The 18,800-nt window shown below is 74.5% G+C and carries 17 protein-coding genes; 9 read left to right on the forward strand and 8 right to left on the reverse strand.

The window, feature by feature from the left end; genetic code table 11:
- Positions 1–10: 10 nt before the first annotated feature.
- Positions 11–958: a phosphoribosylaminoimidazolesuccinocarboxamide synthase gene (locus tag ACZ1IK_RS01210; RefSeq protein WP_049146822.1), complete on the reverse strand. Its 948-nt coding sequence runs from the start codon at positions 956–958 to the stop codon at positions 11–13.
- Positions 955–2,244, reverse strand: coding sequence for a phosphoribosylamine--glycine ligase (gene purD / locus ACZ1IK_RS01215; protein ID WP_044658866.1), 1,290 nt, complete (start codon positions 2,242–2,244; stop codon positions 955–957). The genes ACZ1IK_RS01210 and purD overlap by 4 nt, the downstream gene beginning before the upstream one ends.
- A gap of 62 nt (positions 2,245–2,306) precedes the next feature.
- Here purD and ACZ1IK_RS01220 point away from each other — a divergent pair, with 62 nt between their 5' ends.
- Positions 2,307–2,576 (forward strand): hypothetical protein, encoded by a 270-nt coding sequence (locus ACZ1IK_RS01220; protein WP_158183958.1) that lies wholly within the window; start codon positions 2,307–2,309, stop codon positions 2,574–2,576.
- 42 nt (positions 2,577–2,618) lie between these two features.
- Here the strand turns inward: ACZ1IK_RS01220 and ACZ1IK_RS01225 are convergent, their stop codons facing one another.
- Together ACZ1IK_RS01225 and ACZ1IK_RS01230 are read right to left on the reverse strand one after the other, a co-directional pair.
- Complete coding sequence (locus tag ACZ1IK_RS01225) at positions 2,619–3,248, reverse strand: response regulator (protein WP_012751067.1); 630 nt, start codon at positions 3,246–3,248, stop codon at positions 2,619–2,621.
- The gene (locus ACZ1IK_RS01230; RefSeq protein ID WP_216881147.1) at positions 3,245–4,621 is read right to left on the reverse strand and encodes a sensor histidine kinase; all 1,377 of its coding nucleotides are present in this window, start codon (positions 4,619–4,621) and stop codon (positions 3,245–3,247) included. Before ACZ1IK_RS01230 ends, ACZ1IK_RS01225 begins: the two co-directional genes overlap by 4 nt.
- 186 nt (positions 4,622–4,807) lie before the next feature.
- On the opposite strand from ACZ1IK_RS01230, the gene ACZ1IK_RS01235 reads away from it, so the two are divergent.
- The 7 genes from ACZ1IK_RS01235 (at position 4,808) to purM (ending at position 11,840) form a co-directional block, all read left to right on the forward strand.
- Positions 4,808–5,959, forward strand: coding sequence for an ABC transporter permease (locus ACZ1IK_RS01235; RefSeq protein WP_158183960.1), 1,152 nt, complete (start codon positions 4,808–4,810; stop codon positions 5,957–5,959).
- An 80-nt stretch (positions 5,960–6,039) separates the two neighbouring features.
- Positions 6,040–6,837 (forward strand): ABC transporter ATP-binding protein, encoded by a 798-nt coding sequence (locus tag ACZ1IK_RS01240; protein ID WP_216881144.1) that lies wholly within the window; start codon positions 6,040–6,042, stop codon positions 6,835–6,837.
- A 76-nt stretch (positions 6,838–6,913) separates the two neighbouring features.
- Entirely contained in the window at positions 6,914–7,987 is a 1,074-nt protein-coding gene (locus ACZ1IK_RS01245) for an asparaginase (RefSeq protein ID WP_465098227.1), read from the forward strand.
- Positions 7,984–8,385 (forward strand): sterol carrier family protein, encoded by a 402-nt coding sequence (locus tag ACZ1IK_RS01250; protein WP_036314253.1) that lies wholly within the window; start codon positions 7,984–7,986, stop codon positions 8,383–8,385. Before ACZ1IK_RS01245 ends, ACZ1IK_RS01250 begins: the two co-directional genes overlap by 4 nt.
- Before the next feature lie 283 nt (positions 8,386–8,668).
- Positions 8,669–9,076, forward strand: coding sequence for a hypothetical protein (locus tag ACZ1IK_RS01255; protein WP_036314251.1), 408 nt, complete (start codon positions 8,669–8,671; stop codon positions 9,074–9,076).
- The gene (gene purF, locus ACZ1IK_RS01260) at positions 9,073–10,686 is read left to right on the forward strand and encodes an amidophosphoribosyltransferase (protein ID WP_396830003.1); all 1,614 of its coding nucleotides are present in this window, start codon (positions 9,073–9,075) and stop codon (positions 10,684–10,686) included. The genes ACZ1IK_RS01255 and purF overlap by 4 nt, the downstream gene beginning before the upstream one ends.
- Positions 10,683–11,840 (forward strand): phosphoribosylformylglycinamidine cyclo-ligase, encoded by a 1,158-nt coding sequence (gene purM, locus ACZ1IK_RS01265; protein ID WP_465098228.1) that lies wholly within the window; start codon positions 10,683–10,685, stop codon positions 11,838–11,840. Before purF ends, purM begins: the two co-directional genes overlap by 4 nt.
- Before the next feature lie 67 nt (positions 11,841–11,907).
- Here purM and ACZ1IK_RS01270 read toward each other — a convergent pair whose 3' ends face one another.
- The 3 genes from ACZ1IK_RS01270 to ACZ1IK_RS01280 all read right to left on the reverse strand — a co-directional run bounded on the left by ACZ1IK_RS01270 (position 11,908) and on the right by ACZ1IK_RS01280 (position 14,243).
- A complete protein-coding gene (locus ACZ1IK_RS01270) occupies positions 11,908–12,897 on the reverse strand; it encodes a hypothetical protein (protein ID WP_465098229.1) in 990 nt (329 codons plus the stop codon).
- Between the two features lie 198 nt (positions 12,898–13,095).
- Positions 13,096–14,040, reverse strand: coding sequence for a Sir2 family NAD-dependent protein deacetylase (locus tag ACZ1IK_RS01275; RefSeq protein WP_465098230.1), 945 nt, complete (start codon positions 14,038–14,040; stop codon positions 13,096–13,098).
- A complete protein-coding gene (locus tag ACZ1IK_RS01280) occupies positions 14,037–14,243 on the reverse strand; it encodes a DUF3073 domain-containing protein (protein WP_036314242.1) in 207 nt (68 codons plus the stop codon). Before ACZ1IK_RS01280 ends, ACZ1IK_RS01275 begins: the two co-directional genes overlap by 4 nt.
- Positions 14,244–14,537: 294 nt before the next feature.
- Here ACZ1IK_RS01280 and ACZ1IK_RS01285 point away from each other — a divergent pair, with 294 nt between their 5' ends.
- Positions 14,538–15,956: a M20/M25/M40 family metallo-hydrolase gene (locus ACZ1IK_RS01285; RefSeq protein ID WP_356972330.1), complete on the forward strand. Its 1,419-nt coding sequence runs from the start codon at positions 14,538–14,540 to the stop codon at positions 15,954–15,956.
- 127 nt (positions 15,957–16,083) lie between these two features.
- On the opposite strand, the gene clpB is transcribed toward ACZ1IK_RS01285, so the two are convergent.
- Positions 16,084–18,678, reverse strand: a complete 2,595-nt coding sequence (gene clpB / locus ACZ1IK_RS01290; protein WP_041105164.1) for an ATP-dependent chaperone ClpB — start codon at positions 18,676–18,678, stop codon at positions 16,084–16,086.
- Positions 18,679–18,800: the final 122 nt, after the last annotated feature.

Raw genomic sequence — 18,800 nt, forward strand, 5'->3', positions numbered from 1 at the left:
AAAGTCCGGGTCAGGCGTCGAAGGGGCGGCCCGTCAGGCGCTCGTACGCCTCCACGTAGCGGTCGCGGGTCTTGGCCACGACGTCGGCGGGCAGCGCCGGCGGGGCCTCCCCGCTGGTCTTGTCCCAACCGGAGTCGGGGCCCGTGAGCCAGTCGCGGACGAACTGCTTGTCGAAGCTCGCCTGGGGGCGGCCGGGCTCGTAGTCCTCGGCGTCCCAGAACCGGGAGGAGTCCGGGGTGAGGACCTCGTCGCCCAGCACCACCTGGCCGGTGGCCGGGTCCACACCGAACTCGACCTTCGTGTCCGCCAGGATGATGCCGGCCTCGCGGGCGATCGCCTCGGCGCGGGCGTACAGGTCCAGGGTGAGGAACCGCAGGCGCTCGGCGGCCTCGGTGCCCACGCGCTCGACCATCTGCTCGAACGTGATGTTCTCGTCGTGCTCGCCGACCTCGGCCTTCGCGGACGGCGTGAAGATCGGCGGGTCGACCCGCGAGCCGTCCACGAGCCCGGCGGGCAGCGGCAGGCCGGCCACCGTGCCCGACGCGCGGTACTCGGCCAGGCCGGAGCCGGTCAGGTAGCCGCGGGCGATGCACTCCACGGGGAACATGTCCAGGCGCTTGACGATCATCGCCCGCCCGGCCACGGCCGCGGGCACGTCCGCGCTCACCACGTGGTGCTCGACCGGCTCGGCGTGGGCCCCGTTGTAGCCCTCGGCCAGCTTCTCGAACCACCACAGGGTCAACCGGGTGAGGATGGCGCCCTTGTCCGGGATCGGCGGCTCCAGCACGTGGTCGTAGGCGCTGATCCGGTCGGAGGCCACCACGAGCAGCGTCGCGGACCGCCCCGGCTCGGCGTCAGCGGGCTCGTACAGGTCCCGCACCTTGCCCGAGTAGACGTGCCGCCAGCCCGGCAGCTCGAGGGCCTCGGCCCCCGTGAACCCCACGCGCTCCCCGCTCACTTCGCTCCCTCCGTCCCCGGCACGGTGATCTCGCCGCGCTCGGCCTTGAGTCCGATGTCCGTGCGCCACTGGGCGCCGTCGAACCGGATGCGCTCGACGCCCGCGTAGGCGCGCTCGCGCGCTTGGGCCAGGTCCGCCCCGCGCCCGACGACGGCCAGCACCCGGCCGCCCGCCGTCACCACGTCCTCACCGGACACCGCGGTGCCCGCGTGGATCACGTGCACGCCCTCGAGGCCGGCCGCGTCGGCCAGCCCGGTGATCACGTCGCCCTTCGAGGAGGAGGCCGGGTAGCCGGCCGAGGCCATGACCACGTCCACGGCGACGTCGTCGCTCCACTCGAGTCGACGGTCCGCGCCGAGCCGGCCGGCCGCGGCGTCGGCGAGCAGCCCGCCCAGGGGCGTCTCGAGGCGGGCGAGCACGGCCTGGGTCTCGGGGTCGCCGAAGCGCACGTTGAACTCGATGACCTCCACGCCCTCGGCGGTCACGGCCAGGCCGCAGAACAGCACGCCCGTGAACGGGGTGCCGCGGCGGGCCATCTCGGCGAGCACGGGGCGGGCCACGCGGTCCATGACCTCGTCCGTGAAGCCCTCGGGCAGCCACGGCAGCGGCGTGTACGCGCCCATGCCGCCGGTGTTGGGGCCGGCGTCGCCGTCGTGGATGCGCTTGAAGTCCTGGGCGGGGGTGAGGGCGACGGCGGCCTCGCCGTCGCAGATCACGAAGAGGGAGACCTCGGGGCCGTCCAGGAAGTCCTCGATCACCACGGTGCCGCCGGCGGCGAAGCAGGCCTCGGCGTGGGCGAGGGCCTCGGCGCGGTCGGAGGTGACCACGACGCCCTTGCCCGCGGCCAGACCGTCGTCCTTGACGACGTGCGGGGCGCCGAACTCGTCGAGGGCGGCGGCGGCCTCCGCGGCGGTGGTGCACACGCGGGAGCCGGCGGTGGGCACGCCCGCGGCGGCCATGACCTCCTTGGCGAAGGCCTTGGACGCCTCGAGCTGCGCGGCGGCCTGCGAGGGGCCGAACACGGCGAACCCGGCCTCGCGCAGGGCGTCGGAGACGCCGGCGGCCAGCGGGGCCTCGGGTCCGACGACGACGAGGTCGGCCCCCAGCTCGCGCGCGAGCTCCACGACGGCGGCCGGGTTGGTGGCCTCGACGGCGTGGAGGGTGGCGAGGTCGGCCATGCCGGCGTTGCCGGGCGCCGCGTGGAGGGCGCTGACCTGCGGATCACGGGAGAGGGCGGTGAGCAGCGCGTGTTCGCGGCCGCCGTTGCCGAGCACAAGGGTCTTCACGAGCCTGAAGCCTACGCGGTGGCCCTGGCCCGGCCCGGCCCGTGGCCCTTACGGTGGAGCGCATGACGATGCCTCCCCTCCACCACGGTCAGCCCGGTGACGACCGTGATCCCCGTGACCCCCGCCACCGGCCCGGTGCGGGGCTGGGACCCGGGCTGCGCACGGCCTGGATGTTCGTCGGCGTGATGTTCACGTGCACCCTGATCGTCTTCTGGACGCTGCGGGGGCTCGGCGTCCAGCGCGGCGACCTCAGCCTGCCCGCCGCGCTCGGCGTGCTGGCGCTGGCCGCCGTCGCCGCGGCGGTGATCACCCGGTACGTGCGGCGCCGCTGAGCAGGACCGGGTCCGCGGGGGCCGGCCGCCCCGGCCTGCGCGTCAGCGGATGATGCGCCGTCGCCGGGCCTCGTCGACGGCGCGGGTGCGGTTGTCCACGCCGAGCTTCTGGAAGATGTGCACCAGGTGCGTCTTCACAGTGGCCTCGGAGATGAACAGCTCCTTCGCGGCCACCTTGTTCGTGGCGCCCCGCGCGATCAGCTCGAGCAGCTCGATCTCCCGCTCGGACAGCACCTCGGAGCCGCCGGACATGCGCCCCATCAGCGTGGCCGCGACCTGCGGGGCCAGGGCCTTGCGCCCCGCCGCCGCCTGCCGCACCGCCGAGGCGATCTCCTCGCTCGGGGCGTCCTTGAGCAGGTAGCCGGCGGCGCCCGCGTTCACGGCCGCGAGGATGTCCGCCTCCGTGTCGAAGGTCGTCAGGATCAGCACCTGCACCCCCGGCCACCGCTCCCGCACGGCGCGGGTGGCGGTCACGCCGTCCATGCCCGCGCCCATCTGCAGGTCCATCAGCACGACGTCCACCGCGGGCTCGCCCGCCTCCAGGACGCCGATCGCCTCCGCCCCGTCGGCGGCCTCGGCCACCACGGTCAGGTCCGGGTGCGCCTCGACGACGGCCCGCACCCCCGCCCGCACCACCGGGTGGTCGTCCACCAGCATCACGCGCACGCTCATGCGGTCTCCTCGCTCTCGGTCTGCTCGGGATCCGCGCCCCGGCCGGCCCCGGCGGCGGCCAGCGGCACCCGCAGCGCCACCACAGTGCCCTCGCCGGGGGCCGACTCGACGGTGGCCTCGCCGCCCACCGCCGCGAGGCGCTCGCGCACGCTCGCCAGTCCCACGCCGGTCCCCGCCCCCGGGTCGGCACCGGCGGCTCCGGTCCGGGTGCGGGCCGCGACGACGGCCGGGTCGAACCCCGCGCCGTCGTCGGCCACGTCCACCGTCAGCTCGTCGCCGAGGTAGCCCAGCGTGACGCGGGCGCGATGGGCGCCCGCGTGGGCGCCGACGTTCGCCAGGGACGCCTGCACGGCCCGCAGCACGGCGGTCTCCACGGCCTCGGCGACCGCGACCGGCTCGCCCACGACCTCGACGTCCGCGGCCACGGGCGTCCCGGCGGCGGCCTGCCGGTCGGCGAAGCCGGTGACCGCGCGCTCGAGCGCCTCGACGAGGGACGGCGCCCCGGTGCCGCGCAGGTCGCGGACGAAGCGGCGGGACTCGGCGAGGTTCTCGGCGGCCGTGGCGCGCACGGTCTCCATGCGCTGCCGGGCGAGGGCGGGGTCGGCGGCGTCGAGCGCGTCCTGGGCCGCGCGCGAGACCAGCACGATCGAGGCCAGCCCCTGGGTGAGGGTGTCGTGGATCTCGCGGGCGAGCCGCTCCCGCTCGGCGCTCACCCCCGCCCGGTGCTCCGTGCGCGCGAGCTCCGCCTGCGCGGCGCGCAGCTGCTCGGCCACGGCACGCTGGCGCTCGGACTCGGCGTGCAGGGCACGGTACGCCTCGGAGAGCACCACGGCCACGGCGGCACCCACCAGCGGACCGATCACGGCCGGCACCCGCACGCCGCCGGCGCCCCCCGCCATCCCGGCCACCACGACGACGGCCATCGCCACCACCAGCACGGGCCCGACCACGTGGCGCACCCACGCCTGCCGGGTCACCCGGCCGACCACGTGCAGGACGACGAAGAAGAGGGGGAAGGCGACCCACGCGAAGTCGCCGTGGTGGGCCACGAGCAGCCCCCACAGCAGCAGCACCAGGGCCAGCCAGGCGACCGCCGGACCGCGGCCGACGTCGTCGCCCCGGGCCCACCGGCGCCGCTCCAGCACGGTCCCGGCCAGGTAGACGCCCGCCAGCGCGGCGGTCAGCAGCACCAGGGTGGTGGCCGGGAACGGACCGGACGCGTCCGGGGACCGGTCCGCGAGCGCACGCACCAGCCCCACGGTGAGCAGCGCGGCGAACGTGACGTGCAGGGCCACGCGCAGGCCGGCGAGCACGGCGGTGGTGCCGGTCTCGGTGGGCGCGGGGGGCACGGCGGCGCGGGGTGCGTCGGACATGGCTCCACCCTAGGGCGCGCCCCGGACGCGACAACGCCCCCGGGCCCCGGGGCCGCGCCGGTGCGCCGCCGGGATCAACCATTCGGTTGACCGGGTCCAGCCGCCGCGGGTGATGTCGCGACCCCTCCCCGCGCGAGACCGTGGAGGCAACCTCAGGACAGACCCCTTCAGGAAAGGACGCGCCCCGTGTTCCTCGCACTCCGCGACCTCCGCTTCGCCACCGGACGGTTCGCCCTCATGGGCTCCGTGGTGGCCCTCATCAGCCTGCTGCTCGTCATGCTCTCCGGCCTCACGGCCGGCCTGGGCGGACAGAACACCGCCGCGATCGACCGCCTCGGCGAGCAGGGCGTGCAGCGTCTGGTCTTCGGCGGCGCGGCGGGCCAGGAGCCCACCGCGTCGTTCACCCAGTCCGAGTTCACCGTGGCCCAGCGCGACGCGTGGGCGGCCACGGACGGCGTGGCCTCCGTCGAGCCGCTCGGGGTGAGCCAGGGCCGGGCCATCGGGCTCGAGCACCCCGTGGACACGGACCCGCAGGGCCGCGCGGACGTGTCCGGCGAGCCCACCACCGGCGTGGCCACCACCGCGTTCATCGGCCTCACCCCGGACGGCTCCGACGCGCCGGCCGGCGTCGAGCCCGGGCAGATCGTGCTCAGCCAGGACGTGGCCGACTCCCTCCACGCCCAGGCGGGTGACGCCGTCGCGGTCTCCGGCTTCGTCTACACCGTGGCCGACGTCGTGCCGACCGAGTACTACTCCCACTCCCCCGTGACGTGGCTGGCGCTCGAGGACTGGAACGCCATCTCGCACACCGCCGACGACGCGGTGCTCGGCACCGCCGGCCTCGTGCGCTTCGACGCCGGCGCCGACGTCGACGCCGTGGCCGCCGCCGGCGACGACGCCGCGGGCACCGTCGCCGAGACCGTGAAGGGCTCCTACGCCGCCCTGCCCAGCTACCGGTCCGAGAACGGCTCCCTGATGACCATGCAGGGCTTCCTGTACGGCATCTCGGCGCTCGTGGTGATCGCGTTCCTGTCCATCTGGACGGTGCAGCGCACCCGCGACATCGCGGTGCTCAAGGCCCTCGGCGGCTCGAACGGCTGGGTGCTGAAGGACTCGCTCGCGCAGGCCGCGTTCGTGCTCGTCGGCGGCGTGGCCGTGGGCACCGGGCTGGCCGCCGTGATCGGCGCGTTCGCGGGGCGGGCCGTCCCGTTCGAGCTCTCGTGGGCCACCACCGCGGTGCCCGCCGCCGGGGTCCTCGTGCTCGGCATGCTCGCCGCCGTCGTCGCGGTCTTCCGCGTCACCCGGATCGACCCGCTGGTCGCCCTCGGCGGCAACTGACCATTCCCGACGACGGCGCCGCCCGGCGCCGTCGTCCCCCTCGGCTCCGCCTCGCCCCCGCTTGGAGAAAGGACCTCACCATGACCGCCCTCACCGCCCCGCAGGCCGACCTCGACGCCCTCCGCATCCCGGCCGCGGCGGCCGCCCACCGCGTCGCCGGCGAGCGCTCTGCCGCCGCGTCCGACGCCATCCCCGCGCTCTCCGTGCGCGACCTCGTGCTGGAGTACCCGGACGGCGAGCGCGGCGTGCTGCGGGCCCTGGACGAGGTGAGCCTGGACCTGCTCCCCGGCACCTTCACCGCGATGGTCGGCCCGTCCGGCTCGGGCAAGTCCTCCCTGCTGGCGGTGGCCGCGGGCCTCGTGACGCCCACCTCCGGCAGCGTGTCCGTGGCCGGCCGCGAGATGGCCGGACTGTCCCGGAAGGAGCGCACCGCGCTGCGCGGCCAGGAGATCGGCATGATCTTCCAGCAGCCGAACCTCATCCCGTCCCTGACCGCCGCCGAGCAGCTCGAGCTGACCGTGCACCTGGACCGCGACGCCACCCGCGCCGACCGCAGGGCCGCCAAGGCCCGGGCCCTGGAGCTGCTCGAGCGCGTCGACCTGGCCGACCAGGCCGGCAAGCGCCCGCACCAGCTCTCGGGCGGCCAGCGGCAGCGCGTGAACATCGTGCGCGCGCTCATGGCCTCGCCGACGCTGCTGCTCGTGGACGAGCCCACCTCCGCCCTGGACCGCGAGCGTTCGGCCGCCGTCGTGGACCTGCTGGGCACGCTGACCCGCGAGGAGCAGGTGGCGACGCTCATGGTCACACACGACCACGAGTTCCTCTCCGCCACGGACCGCACCCTGACCATGGTGGACGGGCGGCTCTCCGCGGAGTGAGCCGCTGACGCCGCCGGACCCGGCCCACCGGCCCCGGACGCCCGGCGCGTCCGGGGCCCTCGCTACCCTGGACCGCATGACCCACGCCACCGTCGCCCCCGCGGGCGAGACCTTCGCCCTGTCCGACGCCGTCGAGCTCGTGGAGACCGTCCGCAACGGCTTCGTCGAGTCCCGGACGGCGGGCGCCGCCGTCGTGACCGGCCCCGACGGGCGGGTGCTGGCCGCCCTCGGCCCCGCGGACGCGCTGATCTACCCGCGCTCCACGCTGAAGCCGTTCCAGGCCATCGCGTCGCTGCGCCACGGGGCGGCGCTGGAGGGTGAGGCCCTGTCCATCGCGTGCGGCTCGCACCGGGGCACGCTCCGGCACCAGGCGCTGGCCGAGCGCATGCTCGCGGACGCCGGCCTCGACGCGTCCGCCCTGCGGTGCCCGCCGGCCTGGCCCGCGGACACCTCCGAGGTGGTCGCCCAGGTCCGCCGCGACGGCGAGGCCGCCGCCGCGACCCCGCTGGCCTTCAACTGCTCCGGCAAGCACGCCGGCTTCCTCGCGGCCTGCGCGGCGTCCGGGCACGACGTCGCCACGTACCTCGACCCGGCGCACCCCCTGCAGCAGGAGGTGGACGCGGTGATCGCCGAATACTGCGGCGAGCCGGTGGCCCACACCGGTGTGGACGGCTGCGGCGCCCCGGCCGCCGTCATCTCGCTGGCGAGCCTGGCCCGCGGCATCGGGCGGGTCGCCGCGGCGCCCGGCCGCGCCGACGCGGATCCGCACGCGGCCGCCGTCGCCACGGCGATGCTCGAGCACCCGTGGGCCGTCCACGGGGAGACGAGCTCCAACACCGTGGTGATGCGCGAGCTCGGCCTGCTCGCCAAGGTGGGCGCGGACGGCGTCCTCGTCATGGCCGCGCCGGACGGCACGGCCGTGGCCGTCAAGGCGCTCGACGGCGGCACGCGGGCCGGCGACCTGGTCGCGCTCGCGCTGCTGGCCCGGTTCGCCCCGGACCACGTGGACCGGGCGACGCTGCCGGGCGTGCTGGCCGCCGTCGTGCCCCCGGTGCTCGGCCGGGGCGAGCCGGTCGGCGAGATCCGCCTGGCCGCGCCGGTGCGGGACCTCGTGGGGGACGTCCTGCCGGCCTTCGAGGCGCGGGCGTGACCACCGGCTCCGTCCCGCGCCGCCGGGTGCCTGTCGTCGAGGGCCACGCGGCGCTGCTGGCGTGGGCACGCGCCCACGAGGAGGACCCCGCGGCGGCCGCCGCGCTGCCGCGCCCCACGCGGGCGACGGCGGTGCGCTTCGCGCTCGAGGAGCTGGCGACCCGCGTGCCCGGGAACTCGGTGGAGGTGCGCGTGCCGCCCTTCGGCGTCGCCCAGTGCCTCCCCGGGCCCCGGCACACACGCGGCACCCCGCCCAACGTCGTGGAGATGGACGCCGTGACATGGCTGTCCCTGGCCACGGGGCTGACGACCTGGGAGGACGCGACGGCGGCCGGCGGCGTGCGCGCCTCGGGCGTGCGGGCCGACCTCGGCGCGCACCTGCCGCTCGTGCGGCCGTGAGCGAGGGGTGTCCGGCAGTCCTCTCGGCGACACCGACCGTTCGAACGTCGGCACCGTTCCTCGTCGCAGGATGCAGCTCTGCCGGCCCCACCCCGGACACCGCGGCGACGGCACAGCTCGACCGTACCCGCGGGCAGGTCGTGCTCCCGCTGGAGGAATGCCAGGCCACGGTCGACGAGCTCACCGTCACGCAGCGCGCCGGCCAGAGCGTGCTCCGGGACTGCCTCCACCGCCGCGGGCACCCGGGACTGGCCCCAGCGGCCGACTCGATAGACTGGCGCGCATGACCTCCGCCCCCGAGCCGACCCCCGATCAGCGCGCCTACACCGTCCGTCGCGCCCCGCGGCTGACCGCGGTGCTCGCGGTGGCGCTCGCGCTCGGCCTGCTGATCGCCCTCGTGATCACCACCGCGGTCCATGCCTCCCCCACCCCGCCCGCGGACCCGTACTCCGGCATCCCGCTCTCCTTCTCGGAGACGTTCGGCTTCGCATCGCTGCTGAGCATGCTCGGCACGAGCGTGCTCGGACTGCTCGTGTGGCTGCTGCTGGACCGCCGCTCCCGGTCGACCGCGCGCACCGTGGTCCTCGAGCGCACCGACGACCCGGCCATGGCGGACGTCCGCCTGGACCGCGTGGACGCGGGTGCCCCGCCCGCCCGCGCCACCCCCACCGAAAGGACCCCCGAGCAGTGATCGCACCGCGCACCCGACGAGGCGACGGCCGCCTGACCGCCGCCCTCGACCCCCAGGACCAGGGGCCGCAGGACGAATGCGGCGTGTTCGGCGTGTGGGCGCCGGGAGAGGAGGTCGCGAAGCTGGCCTACTACGGCCTGTACGCCCTCCAGCACCGCGGCCAGGAGTCCGCGGGCATCGCCGTCTCGGACGGCGGGCGCATCGCCGTCTACAAGGACATCGGCCTGGTCTCCCAGGTGTTCGACGAGGCCACCCTGACCGCGCTGAGCGGCCACATCGCCGTCGGCCACTGCCGCTACTCCACCACCGGCGTGAACAAGTGGGCCAACGCCCAGCCCACCCTGGGCGCCACCGCCGACGACGGCACGGTCGCCCTGGCGCACAACGGCAACCTCGTGAACTCCGCGGAGCTGCTGCGCATGGTGCACGCCGCGGACGGCCGCCACACCCACGGTGAGATGAAGCAGGGCAACACCACGGACACCGCTCTGGTCACGGCCCTGCTGCACGGGGCCCCCGGGGACCGCCTCGAGGAGACCGCCCTCGAGCTGCTGCCGAAGATCCGCGGCGCCTACTGCTTCGTGTTCATGGACGAGCACACCCTCTACGCCGCCCGCGACCCGCAGGGTGTGCGCCCGCTCGTGCTCGGCCGCCTCGAGCGGGGCTGGGTGGTGGCCTCCGAGCAGTCGGCCCTCGCCACCGTCGGCGCCTCCTTCATTCGGGAGGTCGAGCCCGGCGAGATGATCGCGATCGACGAGGAGGGCATCCGCTCCACCCGCTTCGCCGAGTCCAAGCCGGCCGGCTGCGTGTTCGAGTACGTCTACCTCGCCCGGCCGGACGCCACGATCGCCGGGCGCTCCGTGTACGAGTCCCGCGTGGAGATGGGCCGCCGCCTCGCGCTCGAGCAGCCGGTCGAGGCCGACGTCGTGATCCCCGTGCCCGAGTCCGGCACGCCCGCCGCCGTGGGCTACGCGGACGCCTCGGGCCTGCCGTTCCGCCAGGGGTTCGTGAAGAACGCGTACGTGGGCCGCACCTTCATCCAGCCGTCCCAGACGCTGCGCCAGCTCGGCATCCGCCTCAAGCTCAACGTCGAGTCCACCGTGGTGGCCGGCAAGCGCGTCGTGGTGGTGGACGACTCGATCGTGCGGGGCAACACCCAGCGCGCCGTCGTGCGGATGCTCAAGGAGGCCGGCGCTGCCGAAGTGCACGTGAAGATCTCCTCCCCTCCCGTGAAGTGGCCCTGCTTCTACGGCATCGACTTCGCCACCCGCGCCGAGCTCATCGCCAACGGCGCCGCGGTGGACCAGATCGCCGCATCCATCGGCGCCGACTCGCTGGCCTACATCAGCGAGGAGGGCATGATCGAGGCCACCGGGCAGCCGCGCGAGCGCCTGTGCACCGCCTGCTTCACCGGTGACTACCCGATCCCGCTGGCCGACGAGGGCGAGCGCGGCAAGGGCCTGCTGGAGCCGGTCGCCGTGTCGCCCGCGTCCACCGTGGTGCTGGACGTGGACGGCGAGACCACCACCGTGACCGCCACGGGCTGCGAGCCCGGCCCGGACGCCGACGACGAGAAGCTGCTCACCGAGACGGACAGGATCCCGCTGTGACCCCGAACCAGACCCCCTCCTCCGCCACCCCCATCACCTACGCCTCGGCCGGCGTCGACGTGGAGGCCGGCGACCGCGCCGTCGAGCTGATGAAGGACGCCGTGAAGGCCACCCACACCCCCGAGGTCATGGGCGGCATCGGCGGCTTCGCCGGCATGTGGGACGCCTCCGCGCTGCTGCAGTACCGCAAGCCGCTGCTGACCACGTCCACGGACGGCGTCGGCACCAAGGTGGCGATCGCGCAGGCGATGGACAAGCACGACACCATCGGCCAGGACCTCGTGGGCATGGTCGTGGACGACATCGTGGTGGTCGGTGCCCAGCCCCTGTTCATGACCGACTACATCGCGTGCGGCAAGGTCGTGCCCGAGCGCATCGCGGACATCGTGCGCGGCGTGGCCGAGGGCTGCCGCCTGGCCGACACCGCGCTCGTGGGCGGCGAGACCGCCGAGCACCCGGGCCTGCTGGCCGCAGACGAGTACGACGTGGCGGGCGCGGCCACCGGCGTGGTCGAGGCGGACATGGTCCTGGGCGCGGAGCGGGTGCAGTCCGGCGACGTCGTGATCGGCATGGCCTCCTCCGGCATCCACTCGAACGGCTACTCGCTCGTGCGCCGCGTGGTGAACGCCGCGGGCTGGTCCCTGGACCGCGAGGTCACCGAGCTCGGCTGCACCCTCGGCGAGGAGCTGCTCGTGCCGACCCGCATCTACTCCCGCGCCTGCCTCGACCTGGTGCAGCGCCTCAACGGCCACGAGGGCGGCTCGGACCTGCCGGTGCGCGCGTTCAGCCACGTGACCGGCGGCGGCCTGGCCGCGAACCTGGCGCGCGTGCTCCCGCAGGGCCTCATGGCGACCGTCGAGCGCGACACCTGGTCCCTGCCGCCCGTGTTCCGCCTGGTGGGCGAGCTCGGCCGCGTTCCGCAGTCCGACCTCGAGCGCACCCTCAACCTCGGCGTGGGCATGGTGGCCGTGGTGGACCCGGAGGTGGCCGCGAAGTCGACCTCCGTGCTCGTGGACGCCGGCATCGACGCGTGGGAGATGGGCACCATCGGCGCCCTCACCGACGACGCGGCGGCCGCAGGCCTGGACTTCGTGCAGGGCGCCAAGGGCGTCGACGGCGGCGCCGTGCTGATGCGCGGCCAGTACGCCGCCTGACCCCCACGGGGCGTTTTCGTTCGGGAAACGGCGGCCTCCGGAGCGTTTTCGTTTGGGAAACGGCGGTTCACGACGCGAAGATCCGCCCGCCGAGCCGGGCCCGGTGCGCCTGCACCTCGGCGACGACGCGCCGGAAGTCGTCCCGCGCGTCGTCCACCGTGGCCCAGACCTGCGTCCAGCCCGCGCGCGCCCACCCCTCGTCCCTCCACGCGTCCACGGCGAGCTGCGCCGGGTCGAGGTGGTGGCCGCCGTCGTAGTGGACCAGCAAGCGCCACTGCCGCCACCCCAGATCCGCGTCCGGCGACCGGGCCCGGCCCGGGTGCAGCACCAGCTGGAGCTCCGGCTCGGGCAGGCCGGCGTGGAGCAGGGCCAGTCGCAGGGCTGTCTCCTGCGGGGAGTCCGCGCCCACCCGCACCAGCTCGAGGGCGGCACGGGCGGTGCGCACTCCCTTGAACCGCCCGGCACGCAGGAGCGCGGACCGCAGGGCCGCCGTCGTGGTCCGTGGTGAGCGGCGCCCCTCCGGCGACCAGGGCCGGTGGACGAGGGCGTCCCCGGCCGCCACGACGGGCTCGAGCATGCCTGGACGGAGCAGTGCGGCCAGATCCGCCCAGGATCGCTCCAGGCTCGTCAGGCGGATCCCGTGAAGGACGGTGACGTCCGCGGCCGGGACGAGGCGGGCATGCGAGGTGATCTCCGGTCGGACGCTCGCCCCGCGCGGGTGCGGCCGTGACACGTGCACCGTGCCGTCCTCCGCCAGGAACGGCGGCAGCGGCACGCGGTGCAGGAGCAGCGCCGTGAGGTGGGAGGCCACTCCCCCGCTCGCCTCCACGATCGCGGCCGTCTCCTCCGGCGCGAAGGGAGCGGGGGCCTCGGCGTAGCCGAGCTCCGCCCACGAGCCGAGGTGGTCAGACCGGAGCCGATGGACCCCATGCGTCACGCGCCGCACATCACCGCCGCGGACCAGTCGCTCCGAGACCCCGGCCGCGCGCAGGTCGCCACGGGTGAACGGCCGGCCGGTCTCGACGATGTCCGACAAAGGCTGAGATGACGTGGCCATGCCCGTGACGATGGCTCAACCCGGCCGACCCCGCCCGCTCAGGAGCACCCACCGTGGACGACGACGTCGGCGGCGCCACCTGTGCAGGAGTCGTGCGTGGCCCCGGGCCACCCGGTGTCCACACCCCCGGCGCCCGCCATTTCCCGAACGAAAGCACCCCGGCGCCCGCCGTTTCCCGAACGAAAACGCCGGCGGGGGTCAGAGGCGGGCGTCGAGCCAGGCCAGCGCGTCGGCGACCGGGGCGCGCCAGCGCCAGCGGGCCTTGGGGTCGGCGCGGGTGGGGCCGAGGTTGATCAGCCCCGTCGCATGCCCGGCCCGCTCGGCCCGCAGCACGAACCGGTAGCCGCTCATCACGGCCAGCGAGGTGCCGACGGCGAGCACCGTGCCGCCGTCGTCGGCCATCGCCTCCGCGGCCGCGCGTCGCGCCGCGGGCACGGACTCGCCGAAGTACACGACGTCCGGCTTGAGCTTCACGGACCCGCACACCCGGCAGCCGACCATCGTGAACTCCTCCACCCAGTGCTGGTCGAGGGAGACGTCCCCGTCGGGGTTCACGGCGTCCGGGTCGATCGCCACGCGCTCGAGGTAACCCGGATTGGCGGCCTCGAGCCGCAGGTCCAGGTCACGGCGGGATTCGGTGGCCCCGCAGTTCAGGCAGGCCACGCGCGCCAGGTCCCCGTGGAGCTCGATCAGCCGGTCCTCCGCCATGCCCGCCGCGCGTCCAGCCTCGGCGTGCAGCCCGTCCACGTTCTGGGTCAGGACGCCGGCGATGCGCCCCTCGTCCGCCCAGCGCGCGAGGATGCGGTGCGCCTCGTTCGGCCGGGCCTGGTCCATGCGACGCCAGCCCACGAACGAGCGCGCCCAGTAGCGGTGGCGGGCGGCCGGGTCGTCCCGGAACTCCTGGTACGTCATCGGCCGGTGGCGGTGCAGGGACCCGTTCGGCCCCCGGTAGTCCGGGATGCCGGAGTCCGTGGACACGCCGGCCCCGGTGATCACGAGCGGGCGGGACTCCTCCATCAGACGCAGCAGACCCCGAGACGCCGTCTCGGGGTCCTGCAGCGGTGCTGTCTCATCCACCACCCTGGCGATCGACCGCAGGGCGGCCTGATGCCCGTCCAGGGCCGGATGCCGTGCGGGCGTCATCGCGCCCGCGCGTCGTCGTCCTCGTCCTCCGCGTAGAGGTCCGCGTACGGATCCTCGTACTCGGGCTCCTGGTCCTGCTCCGGGCCGCGCGTGCGTCCGCCCGTGAGCTCTCGCTCCAGTGCCGAGAGGTCTGTTCCGGGAGAGAAGTACTTCATCTCCCGTGCCTGCTTCGTGGCCTTCGCCTTCTGACGGCCGCGCCCCATGAGCGTGACCCCCTTCGCATCTCTCGCCGCCTCGGATCTGTGGCGCACAGGGGCCCGCCGAGGTCTTCACTGGTCAATACGGTTCGTGCGGACAAGGATACATGACCCGCTGGACGGCCTGTGGACGACGACGGCCGGCCCGGTCCGGCGGGGCGTGCAGTGGCGCCGGGTGCGGCGCGGGCGGCCGCGACACGCGCGGCATCCGGCTGGACGGGCGTGACACGCACCCTGTACGGACGCTGGACGAGCGGCTAGGTTGCGTACGTCACATCCGCCCCGACGATGAGGATGCCCATGCGCCGCACCCCCACCCTGCTGGCCGCCGCCACCCTGGCCGCCACGCTCGCCGCCGCCCCCGTCTCGATCGCCGCCCCGTCCTCCCCGGCCGCCCCGGCGAAGGCCACCGCAGCCACCGCGCAGACCGCCGACCGGGGCCTGGGCCCCGGCCAGAACCGTGCCGGCGGCAACCCGAACTCACCGGAGAAGCTGGTCCGATCCATCTCCTCGGACCACCTCCGCCAGGACATCGAGGCGTTCGCGGCCATCGCGGACGAGCACGGCAACCGCGCCGCGGGCACGCCGGGCTTCCAGGCCTCGCTCGACTACGCCGTGGGCGAGCTCGAGGAGGCCGGCTACGACGTCGAGCTCCAGGAGTTCGAGATCACCTACACCGAGACCCTGCGGGACCGGCTTCAGCAAACCGGACCCGTCCAGCGCGACCTCGAGCACACCGTCTTCACGTCCTCGCCGTCAGCGCAGGTCACCGACGCCCCGCTCGCCGCCCCCGCCGGCGCCGCCACCGGCTGCGCCGACGCGGACTGGGCCGACGCGGACCTGACCGGCAGCGTCGCCCTGGTCTCCCGGGGCGACTGCACCTTCGCCCAGAAGTCCCAGGTCGCGGCCGCCTCCGGTGCCGAGGCCGTCATCATCTACAACAACGCCGAGGGCGCGCTGAACGGCACCCTGGGCGCCGCGCCGGGCGACGTCGTCGGGACCGTGGGCGTGACCCGCGAGCTGGGCGCCGATCTGCTGGCCCAGACCCGCGCCGGCGGCGCCACCGTCACCCTGGACCTCGAGCAGCTCGTGGAGCAGCGGCCCACCTGGAACGTGCTGGCGGAGACGCGCACGGGCAGCGACGACGACGTCGTGATGCTCGGCGCCCACCTGGACGGCGTGCCGGAGGGCCCGGGCATCCACGACAACGCCTCGGGCGTCGCGGCGACCCTCGAGGTCGCGCGCCAGGCCGCCAAGGCCAACAAGGCCGAGAGCAAGGTCCGCTTCGCCCTGTGGGGTGCCGAGGAGATCGGCCTGCTGGGCTCGCACCACTACGTGGACACCCTGACCGCCGCGGAGCGCGAGGACATCATCCTCTACACCAACCTGGACATGGTGGCCCCGCTGGACCACCAGAACACGCTCGGCGTGCTCACGGCCGACTGGTCGATCGGTGCTGAGTCCCTGCTCGGCGCGCAGCTCGACCGCGACGGCCACACGCACCAGCCCGAGGGCAGCAACGGCCGCTCGGACTACGCGCCGTTCGTGGACGCGGGCATCGCCTCGACGGGCCTGCTCTCGATCCGCGACGACAACTACCACACGCCCCAGGACGACATCGACAACGTCTCCATCACCACGCTGACCCACACGGCCCGCGCGGTGGCGAACCTGATCGGCACCCTCCAGCAGGACGCCGACGCCCTCGGCACCCGCTGACCCGAGGCGTCCGCCCGTCTCGCAGATGCCGTCGGGGGCGGTTTCGGGTGGTATCCAGGCCGGATGCCACCCGAAACCGCCCCCGACGCGCCAGAGGGAGGAGGAACACGGTCCGTCGGTCCCGGCGTCAGCCCTTCCGGGTCACGGTGAGGCCGTTCTCGCCCTCGACACGGTCCACGACCACGGTGTCCCCGTCCGCGATCTCCCCGGCGAGGATGCCGCGGGCCAGGCGGTCGCCGATCTCGCGCTGCACCAGGCGGCGCAGCGGGCGGGCGCCGTAGGCCGGGTCGAACCCGGTCTCGGCGAGCCACGCCTTGGCGGCGTCGGACACCTCGAGGGTGAGGCGGCGGTCCGTCAGGCGCGCCTGCAGGGAGGCGACCTGCAGGTCCACGATCCGCGTCAGCTCGGCCACGGTGAGCGCGTCGAACAGCACGATCTCGTCCAGGCGGTTGAGGAACTCGGGCTTGAACGCCCCGCGCACCACGGACATCACGGACTCGCGCTTGGCGGCCTCATCCAGGGTCGGGTCCACGAGGAACTGCGAGCCCAGGTTCGAGGTGAGGATCAGGATCACGTTGCGGAAGTCCACGGTGCGGCCCTGGCCGTCGGTGAGGCGGCCGTCGTCGAGCACCTGGAGCAGGATGTCGAAGACCTCGGGATGGGCCTTCTCCACCTCGTCCAGCAGCACCACCGAGTACGGCCGGCGCCGCACGGCCTCCGTGAGCTGGCCGCCCTCGTCGTAGCCGACGTAGCCCGGAGGGGCGCCGACCAGGCGGGAGACGGAGTGCTTCTCCGCGTACTCGGACATGTCGATCCGCACCATGGCGCGCTCGTCGTCGAAGAGGAACTCCGCGAGCGCCTTGGCGAGCTCGGTCTTGCCCACGCCCGTGGGGCCCAGGAACAGGAACGAGCCGGTGGGCCGATTCGGGTCCGCGATGCCGGCCCGCGAGCGGCGCACCGCGTCCGCGACGGCGACGACGGCGTCCCGCTGCCCGATCAGCCGCTCGCCGAGGTGCTCCTCCATGGTGAGCAGCTTCTCGGACTCGGCGGTGAGCATGCGACCCGCGGGGATGCCGGTCCACGCGGAGACCACTTCGGCGATGTCGTCCGCCGTGACCTCCTCGGAGACCATCGGCTCGGTGGCCGAGCGGTCGGCCTCGCGGGCGGCGCGGTCCGCCTCCTCGAGCTGCTTCTCCAGCGCGGGGATCTCGCCGTACAGCAGGCGGGAGGCCTCGGCGAGGTCGCCGTCGCGCTGGGCCTTCTCGGCCAGCGAGCGCAGCTCGTCCACCTTGGCGCGCAGGTCACCGGCCTCGTTCAGGGTGGCCTTCTCCGCGTCCCAGCGGGCGGTGAGGGCGGTGAGCTCCTCCTCGCGGTCCGCCTTCTCGGCACGCAGGGCCTCGAGCCGCTCGACGGATGCCGGGTCCGTCTCGCCCTCGAGGGCGAGCTCCTCCATGGTCAGGCGGTCCACCTGGCGGCGCAGGACGTCGATCTCCTCGGGGGCGGAGTCGATCTCCATGCGCAGGCGCGAGGCGGCCTCGTCCACGAGGTCGATGGCCTTGTCGGGCAGCTGGCGGCCGGTGATGTACCGGTCGGACAGCGCGGCCGCGGCCACGAGCGCGGAGTCGGCGATGGCCACCTTGTGGTGGGCCTCGTAGCGCTCCTTGAGCCCGCGCAGGATGGCGATCGTGTCGTCCACGCTGGGCTCGCCCACGTAGACCTGCTGGAAGCGGCGCTCCAGGGCGGGGTCCTTCTCGATGTTCTCGCGGTACTCGTCCAGGGTGGTCGCGCCGATCAGGCGCAGCTCGCCGCGGGCCAGCATGGGCTTGAGCATGTTGCCCGCGTCCATGGCGCCCTCGGACGCGCCCGCGCCCACGACGGTGTGGATCTCGTCGATGAACGTGACGACCTGACCCTCGGCGGCCTTGATCTCCTCGAGGACGGCCTTCAGGCGCTCCTCGAACTCGCCGCGGTACTTGGCGCCGGCGACCATGGCGCCCAGGTCCAGGCTGATCAGCGTCTTGCCGCGCAGGGACTCGGGGACGTCCCCGGCCACCATCCGCTGGGCCAGGCCCTCGACGACGGCGGTCTTGCCGACGCCGGGCTCGCCGATGAGCACGGGGTTGTTCTTGGTGCGGCGCGAGAGCACCTGGACCACGCGGCGGATCTCGGCGTCGCGGCCGATCACCGGGTCGAGCTTGCCGGAGCGGGCGAGCTCGGTGAGGTCCGTGCCGTACTTCTCCAGGGACTGGAAGGTGTTCTCCGGGTCCTGAGTGGTGACGCGGGAGTCGCCGCGCACCTGGGTCAGGGCGGCGGCGAGCGCCTCGAGGCTCGCCCCGTTCGAGCGCAGTGCCTCACCGGCCTCGCCGGAGTCCGCTGCCACGCCGAGCAGCAGGTGCTCGGTGGAGACGAACTCGTCCGAGCGCTGCTCGGCCTGGGTGCGCGCGTTCTGCACGACCTGCAGGGCGGCGCGCGAGAACTGGGGCTGGGCCACCGTGCTGCCCTGGGTGGAGGGCAGGCGTCGGATGGCCGAGGAGGCCGCCGTGGAGACGGCGTCGGGGTCGGCCCCGGCGGCCTTGAGGACGGCCACGGCGACGGACTCCCGCTGGTCCATCAGGGCCTTCAGCAGGTGGGCCGGCTCGACCTGGGGGTTGCCGGCGGTGGAGGCGTTCATGGCCGCGGCCGAGAGCGCCTCCTGGCTCTTGGTGGTGAACTTGGCATCCATGGGCTACTGGCTCCTTCTCTCCCGTGTCCCGGGGTGTCGGACAACCGTCGACCGCGGGCCGTTCCCGCCGCAGACGAAGTTGAGTCTATATAGCTCAACCCTCCACGCACCAGGGCTATTCC

Source organism: Micrococcus sp. CS26 (assembly GCF_055522295.1).